Source organism: Pedobacter miscanthi, from assembly GCF_003315595.1.
Lineage (GTDB): Bacteria > Bacteroidota > Bacteroidia > Sphingobacteriales > Sphingobacteriaceae > Pedobacter > Pedobacter miscanthi.
Genome location: NZ_QNQU01000014.1, coordinates 1 through 25,295, shown reverse-complemented (window position 1 = coordinate 25,295; position 25,295 = coordinate 1). Strand labels below are relative to the sequence as shown.

Here is a 25,295-nt window from a genome sequence, read left to right as displayed (position 1 = left end):
ATATGAAAGCAGTCAATACTCTCTTATTAATTTTTATGTTATGTTCTATCCTCGCCTGCCGTGATCAAACATCAGGAAAAAGTGAAACGCAAAAAGGTGCCATAAAAATAGATACCACTAAAGCCGTAAAAATAGATGGTTACTGGGCTGTTCCAAAACCATCGTTTGATTTTAATACTTGGATAAAAAACACCAAGGACACTTTAAGATTGGTAACCTGCTCAAAATATGTTTACTCACCATTTGGAGAATTAAAAAGTAAAAATGCGATCACTAAAAGCCTTCTGAATAAGTTTTTGATCAAAGACTCGGTTATTAAATATGAAAACTATGCTTCAGCATATCATTTCTTAACACATAAAACCAGTAAGTTAATTCTATATTTCGATAAAGACGGACCAACACATTCTTATATTTTTAAGGGTTTAATAAATAATGCAGATGTTGATCTTGAAAATGGAATTAAAATAGGAATGGATAAAGCTGATTTTTTAAACCATTTTTTCAATTCTTTCCCAAAAGAAATTATGGATAAATACAATTTTATTAAATTCGATTCCTGTATACAGGATATTATCCACAGTTATACTTTTAAACAAGGCAAACTTGTTTCCGTAGATTTTATAACGGATAGCTATTTGGATATTAATTTCTAAGATAGAGAACTTTTGACCTCCCCCTCCTGCAGATACCCTCCAAAAAATCGGAGCAGGCGCTCCAAAGGAGGAAAGTAATTAATGCGGTTATTTCATCCACTTAAACGTTTTAGTATAAATTTCGAAATAAAATTTAAAAAACATTTGCATTTTAAAAAAATAATCTCCTACTTTACGGTGTACAAAGTACACGAAGACAAGATGAAATTTAATACTTCAATTATTACAACAATTATTATTACCACCGGTATATACCAGCGGAACTAATTTGTTGTGAGTTGAAAAAACATAAAACACAGAAAGCGTTCCGATGAAAATCGGGACGCTTTTTTTTTTAAACCCATGCTGAATGAAACCTGTACAAACGAGCATTTTAAACCACACATCGGTACGGTTACAAACAGTTAAACCCAATATAAACTAATGAAAGTACTCAAATTCGGCGGCACATCCGTAGGTTCGGCCGAGAACATTAAAACCCTCTTACGCCTGGTTGGCGAAGAAAAACAGAAGAACAGCCCGGTAGTTGTATTATCGGCAATGAGCGGTGTAACCAATTTGCTAACTGATATGGCTGAAAAAGCCGAGCGTGGTGAAGATTACGATGCTCATTTAAAAGAAATTGAGGCAAAACATTTTGCTGTAATCCGCACGTTGTTGCCAGCTGCTGCACAAAACCCGGTGTTTACGCGTTTAAAAATCTTTTTTAACGAGCTGGAAGACCTGTTGCAAGCGGTAACCAATTTGCGTGAACTGAGTTTGCAAACAAAAGATCAGATTATAAGTTATGGTGAGCGCTGCTCAACTTTTATGATCAGCCATATTGCTTCGCAAAGTTTGGGCAATGCACTTTATGTAAACGGATCGGAACTGATTAAAACCGACAGCAACTTTGGTCAGGCGAAAGTTGATACCGAGCTTACCGAAATGCTGATCAATAATTTTTACCAGGAAAATAAAGACAAGGTTCTCTTTGTAACTGGTTTTATTGCCAGTAATTCAGCTGGAAGGGTTACTACACTAGGCCGCGGTGGTTCAGATTATACCGCAGCGGTTTGCGGTGCAGCCTTAAATGCTGAAGAAATAGAAATCTGGACGGACGTAAACGGCATGATGACTGCTGATCCGCGGATCGTTAAAAAAGCCTTCTCTTTACCTGAGTTAAGCTATACAGAAGCCATGGAATTAAGTTATTTTGGTGCGAAGGTAATTTATCCGCCAACTATGATCCCGGCTTTCATGAAAAAAATCCCGATCGTGATCAAAAACACTTTCGAACCGGATTTCGGCGGAACCTATATCAAAAGCGATGTAAAACCATCAAGTTTACCAATAAAAGGGATTTCTTCAATCGATCATATCAGCATTATCAACTTAACCGGCAGCGGGATGGTTGGTAAAGCTGGTTTTAGTGGCAGGTTATTCTCGCTCCTATCGCGCGAGCAGATCAATGTAGTGCTGATTACACAATCTTCATCAGAGCATAGCATTACTTTTGCGGTTAAACCTACCGATGCATCACAGGCGATTTCTTTAATCAAAAAAGAATTTGAGCTAGAGCTGGATGCCAAAAAATTAGAACTGCCGGAAGTTGAAAATAACCTGGCTGTTTTAGCTATAGTAGGCGAAAACATGAAACGTACGCCGGGCATGAGCGGACGTTTGTTCAATGCACTTGGTCGAAATGGTATCAATGTAAGGGCTATTGCGCAGGGTTCGTCAGAATATAACATTTCAGTAATCATCAATAAGGATGATTTATCAAAAGCGGTTAATGCTGTACACGATGCCTTTTTTACCGACCTGAAAAGGACTTTGAATGTATTCTGTTTGGGTACAGGAAATATCGGCAAAACCTTATTTAACCAATTGAAGGAGCAGATGCCATTTTTGGCAGCCAATAACGATTTACAAGTAAAGGTTACCGGTATTAGCAATACAAGGAAAATGATCTTTAATGCTGATGGTTTATCGCTCGAAAACTGGGAGACCGAATTGGATGCCAATGGCGAAAAAGCAGATTTAGCAGGCTTTGTTGCCAAAATGAAGGCTTTAAACTTACCAAACTGTGTTTTTGTAGATAATACCGCGGCAGAAGCGCCGATAGCTTTTTATCAGGGCATATTCGAAAGCAGCATTTCGGTGGTAACCTGTAATAAAAAAGGAAACTCTGCCGATTATGCACAATATAAATCGTTTAAAGATACTGCCCGCAAATTTGGTGTCGACTTTTATTACGAAACCAATGTTGGCGCGGGTTTGCCGATTATCCGTACGTTACGCGAACTGATGATGAGCGGTGATAAAGTAGCACGGATTGAAGCCATTTTATCAGGTACGATTTCTTATATCTTCAATAATTTTAAAGGCGAAGCCGGTTTTTACGAAACAGTAAAAGAAGCGCAGGAGTTGGGTTATACAGAACCTGATCCACGTGATGACCTGAACGGAAAGGATTTTATGCGCAAAATGCTGATTCTCGCCCGCGATGCAGGTTACCCATTAGAAGCCAGTGATGTAAAAATTGACAATATTTTACCGGAAGCCTGTTTAAATGCGGCAACTGTAGAAGATTTTTATTCGGAACTTAAATCTAATGCGGCTTATTTTGAAAACCTGAAGAATACAGCTGCCAATGATGGAAAAGTTTTACGTTACATCGGCAAGTTAGAAGATGGTAATGTAGAAATCAGCCTTCAAATGGTTGATGATAGCCATCCTTTTTATATGCTATCGGGAAGCGACAATATTATTTCCTTTACCACCGATCGTTATAAATCGCGTCCGCTGGTAGTAAAAGGCCCGGGAGCAGGTGCCGAAGTTACCGCCGCCGGTGTTTTTGCCGATATCATTAATGTAGGCACTTTAAACAATTAGATCGATGAATCCGGTTTTAGCGTGTAAAAATGAAATTCTAAGTCTGGTTAATCAGGCCATGACTGATTTTGAAAGCATCACAGAAGAAACATGGAACGACAAGCCTCAGCCTGCAAAGTGGTCTAAAAAGGAGTTATTGGGTCATTTGATTGATAGTGCATCGAATAATATCCGCCGATTAGTTGTCGGACAGTATACACAAGGCGTTAAAATCATTTATCATCAGGATGAATGGGTTTTTTATCAAAATTATCAGGAGGCCGATATTGCCGAAGTTAAAACACTTTGGAAGTTATTGAACTACCAGATTTGCCGTGTAATTGAAAATATCCCGGAAAAAAGGCTTCAAAATACCTGCGATACCGGCAAAGGAAAAACAGAGCTGCACACACTTTCATATTTTATTGAAGATTACGTTGTGCATTTAAAATATCATTTAAACCAAATAACCGCTTAATAATAGTTAAGCCAATTAATAATGAAAAATAGTATAAAAGTTTTCGCTCCTGCAACCGTTGCAAACGTTGTTTGCGGTTTCGATGTACTGGGTTTCGCTGTAAACGAACCTGGCGATGAAGTTGAAATGCGGTTTACTGATACGCAAGGAGTGGTAATCAAAAGAATTACCGGAGATGATGGCCGCTTACCCTTAGATGCCGCTAAAAACACAGTTAGTGCCAGTGTGCAGCATTACCTAAAGCACATTAACCGCTTAGATGTTGGGGTAGAAATTGAACTGCATAAAAAAATGCCCATTGGCAGTGGCCTGGGCTCAAGCTCGGCCAGTACCGTTGCAGGATTGTTTGCTATTAATAAACTAATGGGCGATTTATTAACGCCTACCGAACTGGTTCCTTTTGCAATGAAGGGTGAAGAACTGGCCTGTGGTTATGGTCATGCAGATAATGTTGCTCCTGCTTTATTGGGTGGTTTTGTACTGATCAGAAGTTACGAACCACTCGATGTAATTTCGTTACCAACGCCTGTGGGTATGTATGCTGCAATTGTATATCCGGAAGTGGATGTACCCACAAAAGATGCCCGCCAGATGATCCGCAGTAAGGTTGCCTTAAAAGATGCAGTTACCCAATGGGGAAATGTGGCAGGTTTGGTAAGCGGTTTATTTATGAATGATTTCGATCTGATTGGCCGCAGCATGAAGGATGTATTGGTAGAACCTACGCGTTCGATCCTAATCCCAGGTTTTGAGGAAATGAGAAAACTGGCCATGGATAACGGGGCAATCGGTTTCGGAATCTCAGGTTCTGGACCATCTGTTTTCGCTTTAACCAAAGATGAAGAAACCGCAAAAATAATAACCAAGGCACAACAACAACATTTACACAAAATAAATATTAACAGCAAAGCTTTTGTTTCTCCGGTTAACGCGGAAGGACCCAAGATTATGTAAATATGGAAAATGTAAGATGTATGATGTAAACCCATTTTCCATCATACATTTTCCATCATACCTCATTAACAATGAAACTATACTCAACCAACAATAAAAATTTACGTGTTTCTTTTAAAGAAGCCGTTTTTAACAGCATGCCGCAGGATAAAGGCTTATATATGCCTGTCGAAATTCCGCAGCTTGATGCAGATTTCATAGAAAATATCGAGCAATATTCTTTACCAGAGATTGCTTATAAAGTTGCTTCCACCTTATTAAAAGATGAGATTCCGGCTGAAGACCTAAAGGCTTTAATTGACGACGCCATTAACTTTGAAGCTCCGGCGTTAAAACTAGATGATAAAACCTTTGTTTTGGAATTATTCCATGGCCCGTCTTTAGCTTTTAAAGATTTTGGCGCCCGTTTTATGAGCCGGGTGATGGCCTATTTCTTAAAAGACGGCGAACAATTGCTTGATGTTTTAGTAGCGACTTCAGGCGATACCGGTGGCGCGGTAGCTTTAGGGTTCTTAGGTGTACCCAATACCAGGGTTACCATTTTATATCCGGAGGGAAAAGTAAGTCCTATACAGGAACTGCAGTTAACCACCAACGGACAAAATATCAGAGCAATTGAAGTAAAAGGCACTTTTGATGATTGCCAGGCACTGGTAAAACAAGCTTTTGCAGACGATGAACTTAACGCGAAATTCCGCTTAACATCTGCCAATTCGATTAATATATCGAGGTTAATTCCTCAAACATTTTATTATTTCAATACTTATGCGCAACTGAAAAGACAAGGGTTAAACGATGTGGTATTTTCGGTACCCAGCGGAAACTTTGGAAATATTGGTGCAGGTTTATTGGCTTACAAATTGGGCTTACCGGTTAAACAGTTTATTGCAGCAACCAATGTAAACGATACTGTACCACGCTTTTTGGAAAGTGGCGTTTACGAAACCAAACCATCAACACAAACCTATTCGAACGCGATGGATGTTGGCGCACCAAGCAACTGGATACGGATTATGGATTTATTTAACCAGGATACTGAAGCCATTAAAAAAGTGGTTACGGCTTACCGTTTTACCGATGACGAAACTTTGGAAGGCATTAAAGAAATCTATAGCAAATTAAACTACGTGGCCTGTCCGCATACCGCCATAGCTTATTTAGCTGTTGAAAAATACAGAAGTGAAAACCCAACAGATGAAAGTGCAGCAGTTTTCCTTTCAACAGCACATGCCTGTAAATTCCCTGATATTTTTCCGGCAGACATCGCGGCTAAAATAGAAATCCCCGAGCAGGTAAAAACTTTGGAAAGTAAACCGAAACAGGCTGATCAGTTAGGGGTAGATTTTGAAGGATTTAAAAGTTATTTGTTAAAAGGGGAATAAATTGATCATTGTTTGGAGCGGAGTGCAATCCCGAATATTCTGAAGAGAGATCTTTACATATATTTCTTGGTTTCGTTGCGCTTCGTTACATTGACAAAATTAATAAAAGTACCGTCCTCTCGACCGAAACGCAGTGAAGCGGAGAGATCTATCTCGAGACAGATTTCTCGGCTGCGTTGCACTCCGCTCGAAATGACGGTATTTTTGGGGTACGCGTTAACTGTTCTTTGTTATTTCGCGCTTTGCGATTTTAGTGCTTTAAGTTCGCGCTTTAGCTCCTCAATCTGTTGCTGTTGTTCTTTTATACTCGCTACTAAAAGCGGCACCAGATTTTCATAATCTACCTTGGTAATGGTAGCACTTTTAAACGCATTTTTACCCGCGGGGTAATCTTTGGCTTGCACCGAAACAATTTCCGGAACCGCGGTTTTAGCATCTGCGCCTACGAAACCGTATTGCGGTCTTGCTGATAATTTTAATTTTTCGGCCCAGGTTTTATCATAATTAAAGCTTACGGGTTGAAGTTTAGTTACCTGACTCAGGGCATTTTCTACAGGTTTTACATTGTTCTGCACAACTTCCTGTGCACTTATTTTTATAGATGCAGCGATTAATAGCACTACAAATGAAATTGCTCGTTTCATATCTGTTGTTTTAATTTTTTTAAATAGACTATAGATTCCACTTTTGTGGAAAAGGGTATACACTAAAGAATGAATGTGTTTAAACGGAAGGTGGCGGCGTTAAAACTTCAGGAAAGTAGGCCACTTGAAAGGAATGATCAGGAACAATTATTTTTTTTGAAGTTTGAACCGGGCAATAAACTATTGCATGAAATATGTTCTGGTATACTGCATATTCAGTTTCTGATTTTTTCTCTTCCTTTTCTGTTGCATCATCATTAACAGATAACAGCTCAACATGATCGGCCGAGTAGCTTAAATACGAAAGCACATGGCTCACCTTTACAAAAAACGTTACCGCAATGCAGGCAATTAACATGTATTTAAAAGCACAAAACTTCATTGTTGCAAATATAAGCTGTATGCTTTTAAAACAATAAAATATGGGTTAAAGTTCTGTAAGAATTTTTGACATAATTGCTGTAACCAGATCAACATCTTCATTTTTTGTTCTACAGTTTACAAAAGCAGCCCGTATTCCTTTCTTCCCGTTATAAAAGGTAGGCGTCATAAATACTTTTCCGCTTGCATTAAGTTTATCCAGGAATGTTGTTACTAGATTATCATTTGTTAGCGAAAAGCAAACCGTATTTAAACGAACAGGGGCCAATAATTCGAAATTTGGATTTTCATTGATAAAATCAGCAAATTTTAAAGCGGTTTCAACGTTGCTTTCTACAATTTCCTGATAACCATCTTTGCCATAACTTGTGAGGGTAAACCATGCAGGTAAAGCTTTTAAGCGGCGCGAATTTTCCGGCAGGAAATTTAAGTAACTGAAATTCTCCATCGGATTACCCAAGTAAGCTGCATTCGAATTCTGAAAAGTTGCTACCTGTAACAACTGGTGTTTCTCTTTTACAAAAAATACAGCACTCTCATAAGGTACATTTAACCATTTATGGCAATCTACCGTGATACTGTCGGCATTTTCCCAGCCTTTAACTAAATGGCTGTATTTTGGCGAACAGGCTGCAAAGCCGCCAAAGGCAGCATCTATGTGCCACCAGAAATTGTATTTCAGTTTTAAATGATTAATGGCCTCAAAATCATCAAAATCTACCGTATTTACTGTTCCGGCACTAGAGATTAGGATAAAAGGTTCATCATTCAATGCTTGTATCTTACGTTCGAGATCGGTCACATCCAATGCCTCACGGTTACCGGGTAACACATTTACCTGAATTACATTTCCACTGCCCAAACCCAGCATCGATAGAGATTTTATTGATGAGGAGTGTGGCGTAGCCGATAATACATTTACCTTACCTGATAAGCCTTCCCTTGCAAAATCCTTACCCATCTGTTTACCAATCCACTGCCTCGCTACAGCCAAGCAGGTAAAGTTAGATAGGGTAGCTCCGGTTACAAAACCACCAAAATAATCTTTAGGCAGGTTAAATAATGAAAGCAATAATTGAATAGCCTCCAATTCAATAATAGCCGAAACATCGCCATTTCCTTTTGCACTTTGTGTGTTCTGATCGTAGGTGGATGCGAGCCAATCGCCGGCAATGGCTGCCGGTGTGGTTCCTCCGGTTACAAAACCCCAGTATCTCGGCCCCGATGAAGCTACCATAACTGGTTCGAAACGCTCGTTAAATTGTTTCAATGCTTCAATGGCGCCAATTCCTGTTACATTTAGATCACGGATGATCTCCACTTCTCCGCTGCTCGCCGTAGATCGTTCCTCAACATTGTTCAAATAATCTATCCCCTGCTGTTTAACTGTTGTTAAAATGGCATCAAGGTTTTGTAAGTCGGTAGTTAGCTTGTTCGTCATCATATGCGTCCTTCTGAACTTGTTTCTGGATCTATTAAGAGATAATTTATTTTGATATGGGCGTTACCCTAATCCCGATGAAAAATCGGGAAAGGGTCGGGCTTTTCAGGGCTGCGCTTCGCTCCGGTACCGATAAAAACCGGTACTGAACCCTTACAATCCCTAACGCAAAACCCATAGTTTTAAATTAGACCTCGCAGGTTTTTAAAACCTACGAGGTCTTTTTACTAAAAAATAGCTTTCGCAATCTTTTTGGTCTGCTCAGGGCGGCCCATGGTATAAAAGTGTAATACCGGAGCGCCAAAATCAATCAGCTCTTTACATTGTTTGATCATGGCTTCTGTACCAATTTCTTTTGCCTCGTTATTATTTTTTGCATGAGATAATGCATCAGTTAATTCATCAGGTAAATCGATGTGAAATATTTTGGGTAGCACATTTAATTGTGATAAGGTACTGATTGGTTTCAATCCCGGGATAATCGGAATATTGATGTCATTTTCGCGACATTTTTTTACAAAGTCAAAATATTTTTGGTTATCGAAAAACATTTGCGTTACGATAAATTCAGCACCTGCATCTACCTTTTTCTTCAAATATTTGAAATCGGTACTCATGTTAGGTGCTTCGAAATGCTTTTCGGGATAGCCGGCCACACCGATACAGAAATCGCTTTTAAAGGTTTCTACATCTTCGTGCAGAAATTTACCTTCGTTATGGTTTTTAATGTGCTCAATTAAATCTGTCGCATAACAATGTCCGCCGGGAGTTGGAACAAAATTCCCATCCGCTTTGCGGGCATCACCGCGCAAAGCCAGAACATTATCGATGCCTAAAAACTGCAGATCAATCAGCGCATTTTCGGTTTCTTCTTTGGTAAAACCACCGCATATTAAATGTGGAACGGCATCAACCTTATATTTATGGATAATGGCTGCACAAATGGCAATGGTACCCGGACGTTTGCGGTATGATACCTTTTGCAGCAAACCATTGGCTTGTTCTTTATAAATATAATCTTCGCGAAGCGAGGTAACGTCGATGAAAGGTGGGTTAAACTCCAAAAGTGGTTCTATGGCATCGTAAATCCATTGGATGCTCTGCCCTTTTACAGGTGGTAATAATTCAAAAGAGAATAAGGTTTTACCCTTTGCATTTTTTATATGGTCTGTAATCTTCATAACCCTAATCCCGAATAATCGGGACCTTAAATTTTAATTTGTATACAATTCCCTCCCCCTTCAGGGCCTGGGGTTTAATAAGCTAAATTCGGACTCAACCAGCGCTCTACTTCTTCAATCGACATACCTTTCCTGATCGCATAATCTTCAATCTGATCTTTGGTTATTTTTCCAAGACCAAAATACCTCGAATCAGGATGTGCGAAGTAAAAACCACTTACTGCTGCAGTTGGATACATGGCATAACTTTCGGTTAAGCGCAATCCGATTTTATTTTCAGCATCAAGTAATTCGAATAAAGTTCCTTTTTCGGTATGTTCGGGACAAGCCGGATAACCCGGTGCCGGACGAATACCTGCATATTCCTCTTTGATCAATTCCTGATTGGTAAGATTTTCATCCTGCGCGTAACCCCAATATTCTTTACGCACACGTTCGTGCATACGCTCTGCAAAAGCCTCCGCTAAACGGTCGGCCAAAGCTTTTGCCATAATGCTATTGTAATCATCGTAATTGGCTTCGAACTCATTTACCAGTTCATCAATCCCGATACCCGCTGTTAGGGCAAAACCACCAAAATAATCCTGAATTCCGCTTTCTTTTGGCGCGATAAAATCAGATAATGCGTAATAAGGCTGTCCATCTACTTTTTCGGCCTGCTGGCGGAGAGTATGGATTGTTACGGATGATGTCTGATGTGAGATGGATGATGGATCTTCATTTCCATTATCCATTTTACCTTTTACATCCAAAACAATATCGTCTTCAACCGAATTTGCCGGCCAGAAACCAATTACTGCCCTTGCGTTTAGCAATTTTTCATCGAGGATCCGTTTTAACAATACCTGTGCATCGTCAAAAAGTTTCTTCGCTTCATCACCTACATTTTTATCGTCGAAAATTTTCGGATAACTACCCCTGAGTTCCCAGGTATGAAAAAATGGTGTCCAATCGATGTAAGGAACGAGTTCTTCTAACGGATAATTATCAAAAACCCTTGTGCCTGTAAATTCAGGAACAGGTAGGTTGGGCTGAAAATCAATTTTAAATTTGTTTTCGCGTGCCTCATCCAATGTTTTAAAGCGTTTGTCAGAGCGTTTGTTTAAATGCGCTTCGCGTGCTTTATCGTATTCGACCCTGATGCTCGCTACATATTCATCTTTCGTTTCAGGGTTCATCAAAGTACTGCAAACAGTAACACTTCTTGAGGCATCTAACACATGGATAGCTGGTCCGGAGTAATTCGGTGCCACTTTTACCGCCGCATGGATCCTCGAGGTAGTAGCCCCACCAATAATTAACGGAATGGTAAAACCTTCGCGTTCCATTTCTTTGGCAAAGTGAACCATTTCATCGAGTGAAGGTGTAATTAAACCACTTAATCCAATAATATCGGCATTAACTTCTTTAGCTTTTTTGATGATTTCCTGTGCGGGCACCATCACACCCATATCTATAATTTCGAAGTTATTACAAGCCAGTACTACGCCCACAATATTTTTTCCGATATCGTGTACATCGCCTTTAACAGTAGCCATTAAAACTTTACCTGCTGAAGAATTCTGATCCTGATCTGGGTTATCCAGTTTTTCCTGCTCGATAAATGGTAAAAGATAGGCTACAGCTTTTTTCATTACCCTTGCCGATTTTACTACCTGCGGCAGGAACATTTTTCCGGCACCGAATAAATCACCTACGATGTTCATCCCATCCATCAGCGGACCTTCAATCACTTGAATTGGTCGGGCATATTTTTGCCGGGCTTCTTCCACATCATCATCCAGGTACTCTACAAGGCCTTTTACCAGCGAATGAGATAACCGCTCCTCCACGGTGCCCTTGCGCCATTCTTCGTCTTTTACAACTTCTTTACCTTTTGATTTTACGGTATCGGCATATTCTACCAATCGCTCGGTGGCATCATCCCTACGGTTTAAGAGTACATCTTCTACCCTTTCTAACAGTTCGGGTGGAATTTCCTGATAAACCTCCAGCATCCCTGCATTTACAATTCCCATATCTAAACCTGCATGTATGGCATGGTAAAGAAATGCGGAGTGCATGGCTTCGCGGACGGTATTATTTCCTCTAAAAGAGAAAGAAATGTTCGACACCCCACCACTTACCTTGGCATGTGGCAGGTTTTCTTTAATCCAGCGGGTAGCATTTATAAAATCGACCGCATAGTTGTTATGTTCCTCTAAACCGGTTGCTACGGTTAAAATATTAGGATCGAAAATGATATCCTCTGGCGGGAAACCGATTTCATCCACTAAAATATCGTAACTCCTTTTACAGATTTCTTTTCTGCGTTCATAATTATCGGCCTGGCCCTGCTCATCAAAAGCCATTACCACAACGGCAGCACCATATTGCATAATTTTACGGGCACTATCGCGGAATTTTTCTTCGCCTTCTTTTAAGGAAATGGAGTTTACAATTCCTTTTCCCTGTAAACATTTCAGGCCATTTTCAATTACCGACCATTTTGATGAATCGACCATGATGGGCAATTTGGCAATATCGGGCTCTGAAGCGATGAGGTTTAAGAACTTGGTCATGGCTGCTTCCGAATCCAACATCCCCTCGTCCATATTCACATCGATTACCTGTGCACCACCTTCTACCTGTTGTAAGGCAACGGCTAATGCAGCTTCGTAATCGCCGCCTAAAATAAGTTTAGAAAATTTCGGAGAACCTGTAATATTTGTTCTTTCGCCAATGTTTACGAAAATGCTTTCGGGTGTAATGGTTACAGGCTCCAGTCCGCTTAAACGCATATAAGGTTCCAGAACAGGAATCTTTCTTGGTTCTGCTTTTCGAGCATTTTTGGCAATACAGCCAATGTGCTCCGGAGTGGTACCACAGCAGCCACCTACGATGTTAACAAAACCAGAGGTGATAAAATCATCAACCAAATGGGCTGTTTCGTGTGGTTGTTCGTCATAAGCACCAAACTCGTTCGGCAAACCAGCATTAGGATAGGCCGAAACATAACAACCGGCTTTTGCAGCCAGTTCTTCGATATGCGGACGCATTTCTTTTGCTCCCAAAGCACAGTTAAAACCAATGCTTAATGGTTTTGCGTGCATTACCGAATTTAAGAAAGCTTCGGCAGTTTGTCCGGAAAGCGTTCTGCCGGAGGCATCGGTAATGGTACCCGAAATCATGATTTCGAGCTTACGGCCAATTACCTCTTCATATTTTTTAATGGCTACAATGGCCACTTTGGCATTTAAGGTATCGAAGATCGTTTCGATCAATAATACATCCGAACCTCCATCTACCAAACCGCGCACCTGCTCATAATAGGCTGCTTCGAGTTCGTCAAAATAAACTGCCCTAAAACCAGGGTCGTTTACATTTGGCGACATAGATAGGGTACGGTTGGTTGGTCCGATGGCACCGGCAACAAAACATTTACGATCGGGATTAGCCGCCATAAACTCATTTGCAGCTTCTTTTGCCACACGCGCACCTTCGAAACTCATTTCGTAAGAAAGGTCTTCCATCTGGTAATCGGCCATGGAAATGCGCTGTGTACTGAAAGTATTGGTTTCGATGATATCGGCACCGGCTGCCATATACTCCAGGTGTATTGTTTTTATAATATCCGGACGTGTGATGTTAAGCAAGTCGTTATTGCCTTTTACATCACAGGGATGGTTTTTAAATCGCTCTCCCCTAAAATCTTCTTCGGTTAAGGTATATCGCTGAATCATGGTACCCATAGCACCATCAATCACCAAAATACGTTTCTCTAATTCTTCTCTTATACCCATTTGTTTTGTAAAATGTGGGATGTAAAATGGAATATGGTAAGACACATTATACATCTTCCATTATACATTATTACATCCTAAAAGGCTTATTTAAAAAGTTGGTACGTGAATCGTAATCCTAAACTTATCTTTTTCCGCTATTTGCAGAATAGAATTTAGCACCTTGTAGGTTACAGGTTGCTAAGACTTCGTTGGGTCTAATCCCTCCGTCTTTCTTAATAAGCGTACAAAAATGCAACAAAGCTACATCAATTCCAAAAATTATCGCTTTGGCACCAAATAAAATTACAAAGGCCATGCAAAACTGCACAGCCTTTAAAATATTGTTCTGTTTTTTAATTAGCTAACTGTCTTCTTTCCAAATTTTTTATTGTACCATATCAACATGTAGCTCATCCATATCCCACTTGCCGAACTTACTACAAAAATATTATCAGTAACAAAAATTGTAACCAGGAATTGAATACAGGCGCCAATTAATAGAAAACCGACAATTGCTAAAAACTTATCCATTATCTTCTATTACCAAAAACACGCAATAGTGACATAAATAAATTTATAAATGTTATGTATAATGACAACGCACCAATAATTGCTAATTTCTTACTATCTGCTAGAGCAATTTCATTTCCATTTCCATCCAAACCTTCACCAATTCTTTTCAGTTCCTGAACCTTGTAAGCAGTTAGTGCAGTGAAAACTGCGACTCCAACTATGCCCAAAATATAACTTAGAGTAGAACTACCTAAAAAGAAATTGATGACACTTATGATAACCAAGCCCATTACTCCGGCAAATAATATTGGACCAAACTTACTCAAATCTGCATCCGTAGTATAGCCCATTATGGCCATTACTAAAAATATTGCTGTTGCAGCTGCAAAACAAATAACAATTGAAGTAGTTGCATATAGTAAAAGAACAAAGCTTAACATTACTCCTGTCAGAACTGAATATAGTAGGAACACTGCAACCAATGAGCCGTAAGACATTGTCTGCATTCTTGAGCCTAACAGCAGAACTAATCCAAGCGGAGCAAATATCGCAATATAACCTAAAGCAGTAAAGCCTCCTTTTCCTGTTTGCGGATTGTAAGATAAAAGATAATCTAATACAGCGGGCGTACTTGCAATAAAATAAGCTGCTACCGTTGAGATAGCCAGTGCCACAAACATCCACAAGAAAACATTTCCGAAGAAACGTTTAGATTCAGATCTTTCCTGTACAAAAACACTGTTTTTTTGATATTCGAAATTTTGTTGTTCCATTTTAAATTTTGTGTATTTAACTATATAAAAATAAATATTTAGTTTAATCTTTTTGTCAACAGTTCTTCAACTTTTTTAAAGAACTGTAAGGGTTTCAAGGTGCGCCATGGCAGATTATCGAAAGCACCTCCAAAGTTAATGTAATAATCGATGTTATTATCCCTGAATTCGGCAATTACATGTTCCTGGAAATTTACCCCAACAATCCAGCCATCTTCTACTTCCTGAAACCATTCTTCGTAATAACTATCATCAGAGGCATGAAAATTCAATACATTTTCACCAATCAGGATAAACTTATTAATGCCTTCATCCATCATCAGTTCCAAAATATCACGTTTCAGCAACATAATGTCGTTATTAATGGCATCGTTCCACTCGCCTATAAACTCTACAATGGCATAACTGCGGTCGTAATCTGCGTATAATACTTTTAGGTAAAGCGTATTCGAACCAAATTCATCCCATTGCGGGTGCAATAAAAAGTTATAAATCTGCTTATCGAAATAGAGTTCCGAATATTCGGTATTGTAAAAGGGCGAACGCTCGTCTTCTGCCGAAATATAATCATCTCTCCACTGGTAATAAGGCTCAATTTCGTGCATAAGTTTTAATTATTGAAGGATTGAATTTTGAATGAGCGAATAAATAAATTATTGAATGAATGAATTTTGAATGAATGAATTTTGAATGAGAAAATATTTAAAGCCACTTCCAAATTCCATCATTCAAAACTTTCTAATTTCTTCATTCCATCCTTCTCTCATTTCTCCATTCAATCAATCATTCATTTCATCATTCAATCATTTTTAGTGCCCTGCTTCTACTGCTTTGCGTACGCTTCCGTAGCGGGTCAACAATTCGGCGGCTTCATCATAACCGATATTCAGTTCGTCGGCAACCATTTGCGTTCCGCGATCTACAAGTTTATGATTGGTTAACTGCATATCAACCATTTTATTGCCAACCACGCGCCCAAGTTGTACCATAACCGTAGTACTCAGCATGTTTAAAACCAGTTTTTGTGCCGTGCCCGATTTCATACGCGTAGATCCGGTAACGAATTCCGGTCCAACCACCACCTCAACCGGAAAATCAGATTCAGCAGCTATTGGTCCGCCGGTATTACAAACAATACAACCTGTTAAAATGCCGTGTTTACGTGCAGTATTGAGCCCGCCGATTACATAAGGTGTAGTACCCGAAGCGGCCAAACCTACCAGACAATCCTTTTCGTTGATATTAAATTCCTGAAGATCTTTCCAGGCTTGTTCGGCATCATCTTCGGCAAATTCTACTGCTTTTCTGATGGCGGTATCGCCTCCTGCAATAATACCTACAACCCAATCAAAAGGCACTCCATAGGTTGGCGGACATTCTGATGCATCTACCACGCCTAAACGGCCACTGGTACCCGCGCCGATATAAAAAAGACGACCGCCTTTTTTCATCCGTTCGGCAACTGCAACAGTTAATTTCTCTATTTGAGGCAAAGATTTCTCAACGGCGAAAGCCACCGTTTTATCCTCGTTATTAATGCCCTGCAAAACTTCCAAAACCGACATCTGATCGATGTGGTTATAGTTTGATTCTTGCTCGGTAACTCTGTTCATAAATTTAATTTTGATAAAATTCGGTAAATTCTTTCTAAAATCTGCCCTAAAAAAACAAAAATATCTCTTACAGCATTCGATAAACAACTGCAAGGCATTAATTATTGTTAAATATTATAAACAAAAGACACGAAAATGCAGTTAAAAAATAGATCAACCCGCTAATTTTCATAAATTTGCAATAACGCTAATGAAAAAAAATACCCGTACCAATATACTGATCGCTGTAAGCTATTCTGTAATTTTAATAGCCGGTATGTTTTTGGGCATAAAATTCATTAAAGACCAGGGTTTTGGCGTTAAAAAAAGTCCGCAGCTGGCCAATAACAGCGAAGAGAAATTAAACGAAATTCTCCACATCATCAACGGCAATTATGTTGATGACATCAACACTGATTCACTTCAAAATTTACCAATCGACAGTGTTCTTCACCAGCTCGATCCACATAGTGTTTACCTCCCGCCAACGGATGCGCAGGATATGACCGATAATCTTGAAGGGAATTTTGAAGGTGTAGGTATAGAATATTATATGCTTAACGATACCATGATGGTTACCGGGGTGGTAAAAGATGGACCAGCTTACCAGGCAGGCATAAAACTGGGAGACAAAATTTTAAGCATCGATAGCACCACAGTAAGCGGCAGAAATTTACCAAAAGATCAGTTAACCGGTCGTTTTAAAGGCAAAGCAGGAACCGGCGTAAGTGTGGTATTATTACACGCTGGTAATGCGCAGAGCAACCGCATTATGGTTACCCGAGGCAAGGTAAACATCAGCAGTATAGATGCCGCTTACATGATCAATAATGAAACGGGCTATGTACGTATCAGTAAATTTGGTGCCAATACCGATAACGATTTCTCTGTTGCAGCAAATAACCTCAAAGCCAAAGGAATGAAAAAACTCATCCTCGACCTGCGCGACAATGGAGGTGGCTATTTTACTGCGGCAACAGGACTGGCTGATCAGTTTTTACCCGAAAACAAACTGATTGTTTACACACAGGGCAAACACGAACCGCGCACCGATTATTTCTCTACCGGAACAGGTGCTTTTCAAAATGGTAAACTTGCAGTTTTGATTAATGAAAATACCGCTTCTGCAAGCGAAATTGTGGCGGGAGCCATTCAGGATCTGGGACGGGGGATTATTGTGGGCCGCCGTTCTTTCGGTAAAGGTTTGGTACAGGAACAATTTGCCTTTGGCGATGGCTCGGCACTTAACTTAACCATTGCCAGGTATTATACACCATCGGGCCGGAGCATTCAAAAATCTTACAAAAAAGGTTATGATGCTTACAAACATGAGCTGGATGAACGTATGACGGATGGTGAGCTTACTGGCGACCGCACTTCATTTCAGGATTCTATCGAGAAAACAGAAGGTGTGAATGTTCAGCCAATCAAAAAAATTAAACCCATCGGCGGTATCCAACCTGATATATTTGTAAAGCTTGACACTACTGGATACAATAAATTTTACAGCAACCTGGTAAGCAAAAAAATCCTGTCTGATTATGTATTTAATGTGCTTACAGCAAAATATAGTGCCACTTTTGTAGACCAGTATATTAATATCTTTACCTTAAACGATAATGATTTTAAGGATTTTATTGGTTTTCTACAACGGAAAAATATTCCGATAGACCGCTTTCAGCTTTATAATTCGAAAACAGTAATCCTGAATGATTTAAAAGCATTACTTTGCCGCTATTATTTGGGTGATGTGGGCTACTATAAAGCAGCCAATCAAACCGACAATGCAGTAAGGCAGGCACTGCTTAATCTGCAATAGCCATATTTTATACTTTACTTAGCTAAAAAAACAAGGCTTAATAAAATTTAAATTCCGAAATAACACTAAAAATCAACATAATATTCTTATTAAAATCAAAACAAGGAAACTATATTTTGATTTACTAATTTTGCCTGCAAATCATATCAGTTATGGAAATAGGCAGATTACAGGCAAAAGATCAAGAAGTTTTAAATGATTTATTGGTAAAAGTTAAAGAACAAACGGAATTGTTTCTGGGTTATCCGGTATCCAAAGACTTTGATTACCAGGCATTATCCGATTTCTTAAAATACCCAATGAACAATCTAGGCGATCCGTTTGTGACTTCAACTTATGGTGTTGGCTCGCGTAACCTGGAGAAAGAAGTAGTTGAGTTTTTTGCCGAACTTTTCCGTGCTCCCAAAGATAACTGGTGGGGCTATGTAACCAATGGTGGCTCTGAAGGTAATCTTTATGGTTTATACCTGGCAAGAGAACTGCATCCAAAAGCAATGGTTTATTATTCGGAAGCCACTCACTACAGCGTTCAGAAAAACCTTCATTTGTTAAACATGCCCAATATTGTAATCCGTACGCAGGAAAACGGCGAAATTGATTATGAGGACCTGGAAAACACCATCAGGATGAACCGCCAGATCCCTGTGATTATTATGGCAAACATTGGCACCACCATGACCGAAGCACGCGATGATGTGGCAAAAATCAAAAACATTTTAAAGAGGATGGCCATCCAGCATTATTATATCCACGCTGATGCAGCACTTTCGGGAACATACAGCGCTTTGGTCGACCCCAGACCTGCTTTCGACTTTGAAGATGGCGCAGATAGTATTGCCATTAGCGGACATAAGTTTTTTGGTTCGCCGATGCCCTGTGGTGTAGTAGTTGCCAAAAAATCGAACCGCGACCGGATTGCACGTTCAGTTGCTTATATCGGAAGCCTTGATACCACCATTACAGGATCGAGAAATGGCCATAGTCCGTTATTTTTATGGCATACCATTAAACGTTTGGGACTTGCCGGCTTAAAAGACCGGGCGATGCATAGTTTGGCAACCGCATCATATACCGAAACAAAACTTAAGGAAATGGGCATAGCCGCATGGCGAAACCCAAATGCCATAACAGTGAACTTCCCTACCCCATCGCCGGCGATTTTCAAAAAATGGCAATTGGCAGCAGAACATGGAAATTCGCACATCATCTGTATGCCTAATGTAACTAAAACACACATTGATTTATTTGTAGGCGATTTAAAGTCAGAAATCATTTTGCAGGATTAAGGTGATACAAACTTTTGATTAACCGGAATGTTTAATAGCAAGCTTAACTTAGTATTGCAAAAATCTTTAAACATATAAGCATGAAAATAATAATTGTAGGTGCAACAGGAACATTAGGCAAAAAAGTGGCCCATGCCTTCGCCGAAAAGCATGAGGTAATCCGCGTGGGAAACACCAAGGGTGATGTTCAGGTAGATATAACCAATGAAGCATCGATTAAAGCCATGTATGAGAAAATAGGCGCTTTTGATGCCCTGATCAGCACTACTGGAAAAGGCCCATTTGTACCGGTAACGCAATTAACGAGTGAGGCGTTTAAAAGCGGATTACTGGATAAATTATTAGGTCAGGTTAATCTGGTGCTTATTGGTCAGCATTACATTAATAAAGGTGGATCTTTTAGCTTAACTTCGGGCATATTGGCCGATCATCCGGTTGCTGCAGGTTCTGTTTTAAGTACGATAAACGGTGGCTTAAATTCTTTTGTGATAGCATCAGCACCCGAACTTGAAAACGGTGTGCGTATCAACGCGATCAGCCCAAATGTGGTAGAAGATTCTCCATCCTATTTTGATTCATTCCCGGGAGAAATCCCTGTTACTATGGAAAAAGTGGTTAAAGCTTTTGAAAAAAGTGTTTTAGGCATTATTACCGGGCAGGTAATAAAAGTTTATTAATTTTCTTTAAAAAAGGTTGTATCATAAGTTTAGTTTTACTATGAGTAGACTCTAATAGAAAACTCGTCATTTCGAGCGGAGAGATCTACCTCGAGACAGATTTCTCGACTGCGTTGCACTCCGCTCGAAATGACGGTAGCTTTAGGGAGTTAGAGTCAGAGACTTTCTGTCAATAATATTGACTTTATGCAATAAATTATTCCTCGGGATGACAACTCAATATTCATGATACATCCTCTATATTTTTAAGTTTTTTAACAAAAGCTTATTCTAAAGTTTTGGTTATTCAAAACCCAAACTATTATATTAGTCTATTCAACAATCTCAAATATGATAGAAACCGAACGCCTCATTTTAAAGCCCTTAACGCATAACCAACTTTTAAAATACATTAAAGATGATCATTCGCTCGAAAAGGAGTTTGATCTTTTACCCACCAAGAAAAATATCTCCCCTTCCTTGCACGATGCTTTAGAAGAAACCATTTTACCCAATGTTTTTGATACGGATAAGGATTACCTGTACCATACTTTATGGACCATTATTTCAAAACCTGATCATCGGATGGTAGGCGATATCTGTTTTGTAGGCGAACCTGACCCCAATGGAGAAATTGAAATCGGTTATGGTACTTATGAAGAATTCAGGGGAAAGGGATTTATGACCGAGGCGGTTGGCAGAATAATTGAATGGGCGAAGGAACAACCAAAGGTGAAATCTATTTTTGCCGCAACAACCAAAGATAATGTGGCCTCTTATTCTATTTTAGAAAAAAACAATTTTATCCATATCGGAGAAGTTGATGATATGCTGAGCTGGAAAATTGAGTTAAAGTAAGTTTTAGGCAAAATTTAACCACAGATGCACACAGATAAACACAGATTAATATCTCCAAATCGATTCTGTCATCCTGAGCGCAGCGAAGGATCTTTAAACACAAACAGCAAGTTCACTGCCTCCGATAAAAATTGGGCAAGTAGTTGCAGCGCTTAGAATAGCACTAGTATAGATCCTTCGACAAGCTTAGGATGACAATACGATATTAATGAAACTTCGCTACACCACAATCTCAAACAAACTTAGACTGATCCCTTCATAATGTTTAGGTAATCCGTCAGTTTTTTCCATGGTAACTACACCCACATAATCAAAGCCACAGCCAGTATAATATTCGAGTAGTTTTTCGTTATCTGCCCAGGTATCCATCCTGATAAATTTAATACCCTTTTTGGCTGCAAAAGCTTTAGCCCATTTAATAATTTCTTTTACAAAAGAATATCCCCTGAAATCGGGATGTGTTACAATCCTATGAATATAAATGGCATCATGATCGCGTTCGCCCCAGATTAACTGATCATTAAAGGTAACCGCGAATACACAGGCAACAACACCATCAACCAGAATTTTATATTGACGGTTTTCATCAATTTCAGTTTGTACCAATGTTCTGCTAAAGCCCTGCCAATGTTTATTAAACACCTTCTTTTGATGCGCAATAGCCATATCATAAAATTCGAAAATGGTGCCGATATCAGTTGAATCGCTGTTTTGTACCTGTAATTGCATGTGGTAAAGGTAAGGATAATACTCATGCTACCGTCATTTCGAGCGGAGTGTAACGAAGTCGAGAAACCTATCTCGAGTTAGATCTCTCCGCTCCGCTATGCTTCGGTCGAGATGACGGCGAATTATTGAAGTCTGTCAATTGGATAACAACTCTCCAATTTAAAGATTCTTCACTACGTTCAGAATGACAATAACAAAAACAGGGCTGCTCCATAAAAGAAACAGCCCTATTCATATCATATTTGCTATAGGCAGTCAGGCCTTCAACCTTCCGCCTCTAATCCCTCAACCTTAAATTATTTCTGTCTGAAATAAATCTGGATGGGTGCACCAGAAAAATCGAAGTTTTCCCTTAATTTATTCTCTATAAAACGTTTATACGGATCTTTAATGTACTGAGGCAGGTTGCAGAAAAAGGCAAACATTGGTGATGTAGCATTAATCTGTGTGATGTATTTAATCTTAATGTGTTTTCCTTTTAATGCCGGTGGCGGGAACTTTTCAATTAAAGGCAACATTACATCATTTAATTTAGATGTAGGGATTTTTTTGCTACGGTTTTTATAAACGTCTAAAGCTGCTTCAATTGCTTTGAAAATACGTTGCTTGTTCAGCACCGAAGTAAATACAATCGGCACATCGGTAAAAGGACGGATACGTTCGTGAATTTGCTCTTCGAAAGCTTTCATCGTTTGGGTATTTTTCTCAATCAAATCCCATTTATTCACCAAAATTACGATACCTTTTTTATTCTTTTCTGCCAGGTGGAAAATATTAATATCCTGACTCTCGATCCCTTCTACAGCATCGATCATTAATACCACTACATCAGCCTCTTCTAAAGCCTTAATGGTACGCATTACCGAATAAAATTCTAAGTTTTCTTTAACCTTTGTTTTTTTACGTAACCCGGCAGTATCGATCAGCATAAATTCGTGACCGAACTGGTTGTAATGAATTTTAATCGAATCGCGGGTGGTACCTGCATTGGCGGTAACGATATTACGCTCTTTACCGATTAAGGCATTAACCAAAGAAGATTTACCTACATTCGGACGGCCTGCTATGGTAATTTTAGGCAACTGGTTTTCTTCTTCAGGAATATCCTCGAAATTTTTAACAATCTCATCCAATAACTCCCCTGTTCCAGAACCCGTCATCGATGATAGTGGATAAACTTCGCCTAATCCAAAGCCATAAAAAGTATGGATTTCGTTATAAAGTGCGGTATTATCTACTTTATTAGCTGCTACGAAAACAGGTTTATTACTTCTGCGCAATACCTGTGCAATGTCATCATCTAAATCCGTAATGCCTGTAGTTACATCAACCATAAAGATCAATACACTGGCTTCTTCGATGGCGATCATTACCTGCTCGCGGATTGCTGCTTCGTAAACGTCTTCTGAGTTGGCTACATAACCACCCGTATCAATTACGGTAAAGTTTTTGTCAATCCACTCGCCCACGCCATAATGCCTGTCGCGGGTTACGCCGCTCATGTCGTCAACAATGGCTTTACGACTTTCGGTTAATCTGTTAAAAAGGGTGCTCTTGCCTACGTTTGGCCTGCCTACGATGGCTATAATGTTACTCATTGGTGTTCTATTGATAGTTAATGGCTTATAGTTAATGGTCGTGGTGTTCGGGCAAGCTGCTCAAACTATTTGGCTATCAGCCATTGACTATCAACTACTAACCGATTTATTTCGGGCTGCAAAGGTACGCTTATTTTTCGTAACCTTCATCAATATTAATTTTTATACTTCTCTAAAAGTCCTTTTACCACATCTTCAGTTAGCTGGTTTCCCTGCAATAAAGGAAAGCCTTCCCACCTCACAATGCCTTTCGGATCGATCAGGATGGCGTGTGGAATGCCTTTAACCTGGATCGAATCTTTAACGGTTCCTTTGGTATCAATGGCTTCAAAATAACTGATCTTTGGATTATCAAAAGCTTCAACTTTTTCTGCCGTTTCATCAGAAACTCCGATAATGACCAACTTATCGGCATATTTTTTCTGAAGATCGTTCAGCGTTGGAATATATGCCCTGCATGGTCCGCACCAGGTTGCCCAAAAATCGATCAGTACAAATTTGCCTTTAGTATCCGGTTGTTTCGAGATCCATTTCTCGACAACCAATTCGGGGGCTTTTTCGTTCAGTATCGATTTTGCCCAGAGTTTTTTTCCATTGTTAGATTCCTGTGCAAGAACTACCGTACTTACAAGCAATAAGAGAAGCGTTAAACCTTTTTTCATCATTGATTTTTTAATAAAAATCAGAATTAATTATCGTAACCAAAGCTTTTCAGGTAGTTCTTTTTGCTTCTCCAATCGGGAATCACCTTTACAAACAGTTCTAAGAAAACCTTGCTATCCAAAAATTTCTCGATCTCCAAACGCGCCTCAGTACCTACCTTTTTCAACATACTGCCACCTGTACCGATTAAAATGTTTTTTTGCGAATCGCGTTCAACCACAATTTCGGCTGTAATCCTGATCATAGAACCTTTACCGTTTTTCAGTTCTTCTTCTTTAAAGCTTTTAACAATTACCTCGGTACTATAAGGGATTTCTTTCTGATAATTGAGAAAGATTTTTTCGCGCACCATCTCCGAAACAAAGAAACGTTCGGAGCGATCGGTTAAATCTTCTTTATCGTAATACGGCGGATGCTCGGGCAACATTTCGAGTACGCGATCCAATAATCCGTCTACATTGTGTTTATGAAGTGCCGAAATTGCATAAATGGCAACCGGATTCAGTTTTTCCTGCCAGTAAGCAATTTTTTCATCAACCTGCTCCTGCAATGCTTTATCTATTTTATTGATCAATACAATTGTTGGGATATCGCGGTTCAGGATTTTCTCCAGAACATCATCTTCATCGTATTCTTCATTAATATCGGTTACAAATAAAAGTACGTCAGCATCAGTTAAAGATCCGTTCACAAAGCTCATCATACTCTCCTGCAAGCTGTATTTTGGCTTGATTATACCCGGGGTATCAGAAAAAACGATCTGATATTCTTCTTCATTTACGATCCCCAAAATACGGTGCCTTGTGGTTTGTGCCTTAGGAGTTATAATGCTAAGCCGCTCGCCTACAAGCACATTCATGAGGGTGGATTTACCTACATTTGGTTTACCTATTATACTAACAAAACCTGCTTTATGCGCCATTAAAATATTTTTTAAAAAAAATTTGCAGTACAAAGAAACGAATTATATCTTTGCATTCCAATTCGGAAACAGAGTTAAGGATTTAATTCAAAAGAAAAAACGAGTTGTATAGAGTGCGGGGTGGAGCAGTTGGTAGCTCGTCGGGCTCA

21 protein-coding genes and 1 riboswitch are annotated in these 25,295 nt (G+C 39.4%); of the genes, 9 read left to right on the top strand and 12 right to left on the bottom strand.

The window, feature by feature from the left end:
• The first annotated feature begins 2 nt into the window (after nt 1-2).
• From DRW42_RS16355 to thrC, 5 genes are all read left to right on the top strand, one after another.
• Nucleotides 3-656: a hypothetical protein gene (locus tag DRW42_RS16355; RefSeq protein WP_113949911.1), complete on the top strand. Its 654-nt coding sequence runs from the start codon at nt 3-5 to the stop codon at nt 654-656.
• 423 nt (nt 657-1,079) lie between these two features.
• Entirely contained in the window at nt 1,080-3,533 is a 2,454-nt protein-coding gene (gene thrA, locus DRW42_RS16345) for a bifunctional aspartate kinase/homoserine dehydrogenase I (protein WP_113949909.1), read from the top strand.
• A 4-nt stretch (nt 3,534-3,537) separates the two neighbouring features.
• A complete protein-coding gene (locus DRW42_RS16340) occupies nt 3,538-3,990 on the top strand; it encodes a DinB family protein (RefSeq protein ID WP_113949908.1) in 453 nt (150 codons plus the stop codon).
• Nucleotides 3,991-4,011: 21 nt separating this feature from the next.
• Entirely contained in the window at nt 4,012-4,944 is a 933-nt protein-coding gene (locus DRW42_RS16335) for a homoserine kinase (RefSeq protein ID WP_113949907.1), read from the top strand.
• 71 nt (nt 4,945-5,015) lie between these two features.
• The gene (gene thrC / locus DRW42_RS16330; RefSeq protein WP_113949906.1) at nt 5,016-6,326 is read left to right on the top strand and encodes a threonine synthase; all 1,311 of its coding nucleotides are present in this window, start codon (nt 5,016-5,018) and stop codon (nt 6,324-6,326) included.
• Between the two features lie 230 nt (nt 6,327-6,556).
• Here the strand turns inward: thrC and DRW42_RS16325 are convergent, their stop codons facing one another.
• The 8 genes from DRW42_RS16325 to murQ form a co-directional block, all read right to left on the bottom strand.
• A complete protein-coding gene (locus tag DRW42_RS16325; protein ID WP_113949905.1) occupies nt 6,557-6,970 on the bottom strand; it encodes a tail fiber domain-containing protein in 414 nt (137 codons plus the stop codon).
• Nucleotides 6,971-7,049: 79 nt separating this feature from the next.
• Nucleotides 7,050-7,352 (bottom strand): hypothetical protein, encoded by a 303-nt coding sequence (locus DRW42_RS16320; protein WP_147243766.1) that lies wholly within the window; start codon nt 7,350-7,352, stop codon nt 7,050-7,052.
• A gap of 45 nt (nt 7,353-7,397) precedes the next feature.
• Nucleotides 7,398-8,795: a pyridoxal phosphate-dependent decarboxylase family protein gene (locus DRW42_RS16315; protein ID WP_244215304.1), complete on the bottom strand. Its 1,398-nt coding sequence runs from the start codon at nt 8,793-8,795 to the stop codon at nt 7,398-7,400.
• A gap of 224 nt (nt 8,796-9,019) precedes the next feature.
• Nucleotides 9,020-9,973: a methylenetetrahydrofolate reductase [NAD(P)H] gene (gene metF / locus DRW42_RS16310; protein WP_113949902.1), complete on the bottom strand. Its 954-nt coding sequence runs from the start codon at nt 9,971-9,973 to the stop codon at nt 9,020-9,022.
• Between the two features lie 74 nt (nt 9,974-10,047).
• Nucleotides 10,048-13,755: a methionine synthase gene (gene metH, locus DRW42_RS16305; RefSeq protein ID WP_113949901.1), complete on the bottom strand. Its 3,708-nt coding sequence runs from the start codon at nt 13,753-13,755 to the stop codon at nt 10,048-10,050.
• A 121-nt stretch (nt 13,756-13,876) separates the two neighbouring features.
• Nucleotides 13,877-13,980, bottom strand: a riboswitch (SAM riboswitch).
• Between the two features lie 287 nt (nt 13,981-14,267).
• On the bottom strand, nt 14,268-15,023 hold the full coding sequence (locus DRW42_RS16300) for a Bax inhibitor-1/YccA family protein (protein WP_113949900.1): 756 nt from the start codon (nt 15,021-15,023) through the stop codon (nt 14,268-14,270).
• 38 nt (nt 15,024-15,061) lie between these two features.
• A complete protein-coding gene (locus DRW42_RS16295) occupies nt 15,062-15,628 on the bottom strand; it encodes a hypothetical protein (RefSeq protein ID WP_113949899.1) in 567 nt (188 codons plus the stop codon).
• A gap of 204 nt (nt 15,629-15,832) precedes the next feature.
• On the bottom strand, nt 15,833-16,636 hold the full coding sequence (gene murQ / locus DRW42_RS16290; RefSeq protein WP_113949898.1) for an N-acetylmuramic acid 6-phosphate etherase: 804 nt from the start codon (nt 16,634-16,636) through the stop codon (nt 15,833-15,835).
• A gap of 190 nt (nt 16,637-16,826) precedes the next feature.
• Here murQ and DRW42_RS16285 point away from each other — a divergent pair, with 190 nt between their 5' ends.
• From DRW42_RS16285 to DRW42_RS16270, 4 genes are all read left to right on the top strand, one after another.
• A complete protein-coding gene (locus DRW42_RS16285) occupies nt 16,827-18,434 on the top strand; it encodes a S41 family peptidase (protein WP_113949897.1) in 1,608 nt (535 codons plus the stop codon).
• A 152-nt stretch (nt 18,435-18,586) separates the two neighbouring features.
• Entirely contained in the window at nt 18,587-19,720 is a 1,134-nt protein-coding gene (locus tag DRW42_RS16280; protein WP_113949896.1) for a histidine decarboxylase, read from the top strand.
• Between the two features lie 53 nt (nt 19,721-19,773).
• On the top strand, nt 19,774-20,397 hold the full coding sequence (locus DRW42_RS16275; RefSeq protein ID WP_341866235.1) for a short chain dehydrogenase: 624 nt from the start codon (nt 19,774-19,776) through the stop codon (nt 20,395-20,397).
• A gap of 330 nt (nt 20,398-20,727) precedes the next feature.
• Complete coding sequence (locus DRW42_RS16270; protein ID WP_113949894.1) at nt 20,728-21,234, top strand: GNAT family N-acetyltransferase; 507 nt, start codon at nt 20,728-20,730, stop codon at nt 21,232-21,234.
• 219 nt (nt 21,235-21,453) lie between these two features.
• On the opposite strand, the gene DRW42_RS16265 is transcribed toward DRW42_RS16270, so the two are convergent.
• From DRW42_RS16265 to era, 4 genes are all read right to left on the bottom strand, one after another.
• Nucleotides 21,454-21,963, bottom strand: coding sequence for a GNAT family N-acetyltransferase (locus DRW42_RS16265; protein ID WP_113949893.1), 510 nt, complete (start codon nt 21,961-21,963; stop codon nt 21,454-21,456).
• A gap of 296 nt (nt 21,964-22,259) precedes the next feature.
• On the bottom strand, nt 22,260-23,561 hold the full coding sequence (der, locus tag DRW42_RS16260) for a ribosome biogenesis GTPase Der (protein WP_113949892.1): 1,302 nt from the start codon (nt 23,559-23,561) through the stop codon (nt 22,260-22,262).
• Between the two features lie 155 nt (nt 23,562-23,716).
• The gene (locus tag DRW42_RS16255) at nt 23,717-24,226 is read right to left on the bottom strand and encodes a TlpA family protein disulfide reductase (protein ID WP_244215303.1); all 510 of its coding nucleotides are present in this window, start codon (nt 24,224-24,226) and stop codon (nt 23,717-23,719) included.
• A 23-nt stretch (nt 24,227-24,249) separates the two neighbouring features.
• Entirely contained in the window at nt 24,250-25,146 is an 897-nt protein-coding gene (gene era / locus DRW42_RS16250; protein WP_113949890.1) for a GTPase Era, read from the bottom strand.
• Nucleotides 25,147-25,295: the final 149 nt, after the last annotated feature.

Bases quoted from the DNA above. Each gene is read 5' to 3' on its own strand.
- DRW42_RS16355 (WP_113949911.1), top strand. From the start codon at position 3: ATGAAAGCAGTCAATACTCTCTTATTAATTTTTATGTTATGTTCTATC.
- thrA (WP_113949909.1), top strand. From the start codon at position 1,080: ATGAAAGTACTCAAATTCGGCGGCACATCCGTAGGTTCGGCCGAGAAC.
- DRW42_RS16340 (WP_113949908.1), top strand. From the start codon at position 3,538: ATGAATCCGGTTTTAGCGTGTAAAAATGAAATTCTAAGTCTGGTTAAT.
- DRW42_RS16335 (WP_113949907.1), top strand. From the start codon at position 4,012: ATGAAAAATAGTATAAAAGTTTTCGCTCCTGCAACCGTTGCAAACGTT.
- thrC (WP_113949906.1), top strand. From the start codon at position 5,016: ATGAAACTATACTCAACCAACAATAAAAATTTACGTGTTTCTTTTAAA.
- DRW42_RS16325 (WP_113949905.1), bottom strand. From the start codon at position 6,970: ATGAAACGAGCAATTTCATTTGTAGTGCTATTAATCGCTGCATCTATA.
- DRW42_RS16320 (WP_147243766.1), bottom strand. From the start codon at position 7,352: ATGAAGTTTTGTGCTTTTAAATACATGTTAATTGCCTGCATTGCGGTA.
- DRW42_RS16315 (WP_244215304.1), bottom strand. From the start codon at position 8,795: ATGATGACGAACAAGCTAACTACCGACTTACAAAACCTTGATGCCATT.
- metF (WP_113949902.1), bottom strand. From the start codon at position 9,973: ATGAAGATTACAGACCATATAAAAAATGCAAAGGGTAAAACCTTATTC.
- metH (WP_113949901.1), bottom strand. From the start codon at position 13,755: ATGGGTATAAGAGAAGAATTAGAGAAACGTATTTTGGTGATTGATGGT.
- DRW42_RS16300 (WP_113949900.1), bottom strand. From the start codon at position 15,023: ATGGAACAACAAAATTTCGAATATCAAAAAAACAGTGTTTTTGTACAG.
- DRW42_RS16295 (WP_113949899.1), bottom strand. From the start codon at position 15,628: ATGCACGAAATTGAGCCTTATTACCAGTGGAGAGATGATTATATTTCG.
- murQ (WP_113949898.1), bottom strand. From the start codon at position 16,636: ATGAACAGAGTTACCGAGCAAGAATCAAACTATAACCACATCGATCAG.
- DRW42_RS16285 (WP_113949897.1), top strand. From the start codon at position 16,827: ATGAAAAAAAATACCCGTACCAATATACTGATCGCTGTAAGCTATTCT.
- DRW42_RS16280 (WP_113949896.1), top strand. From the start codon at position 18,587: ATGGAAATAGGCAGATTACAGGCAAAAGATCAAGAAGTTTTAAATGAT.
- DRW42_RS16270 (WP_113949894.1), top strand. From the start codon at position 20,728: ATGATAGAAACCGAACGCCTCATTTTAAAGCCCTTAACGCATAACCAA.
- DRW42_RS16265 (WP_113949893.1), bottom strand. From the start codon at position 21,963: ATGCAATTACAGGTACAAAACAGCGATTCAACTGATATCGGCACCATT.
- der (WP_113949892.1), bottom strand. From the start codon at position 23,561: ATGAGTAACATTATAGCCATCGTAGGCAGGCCAAACGTAGGCAAGAGC.
- DRW42_RS16255 (WP_244215303.1), bottom strand. From the start codon at position 24,226: ATGATGAAAAAAGGTTTAACGCTTCTCTTATTGCTTGTAAGTACGGTA.
- era (WP_113949890.1), bottom strand. From the start codon at position 25,146: ATGGCGCATAAAGCAGGTTTTGTTAGTATAATAGGTAAACCAAATGTA.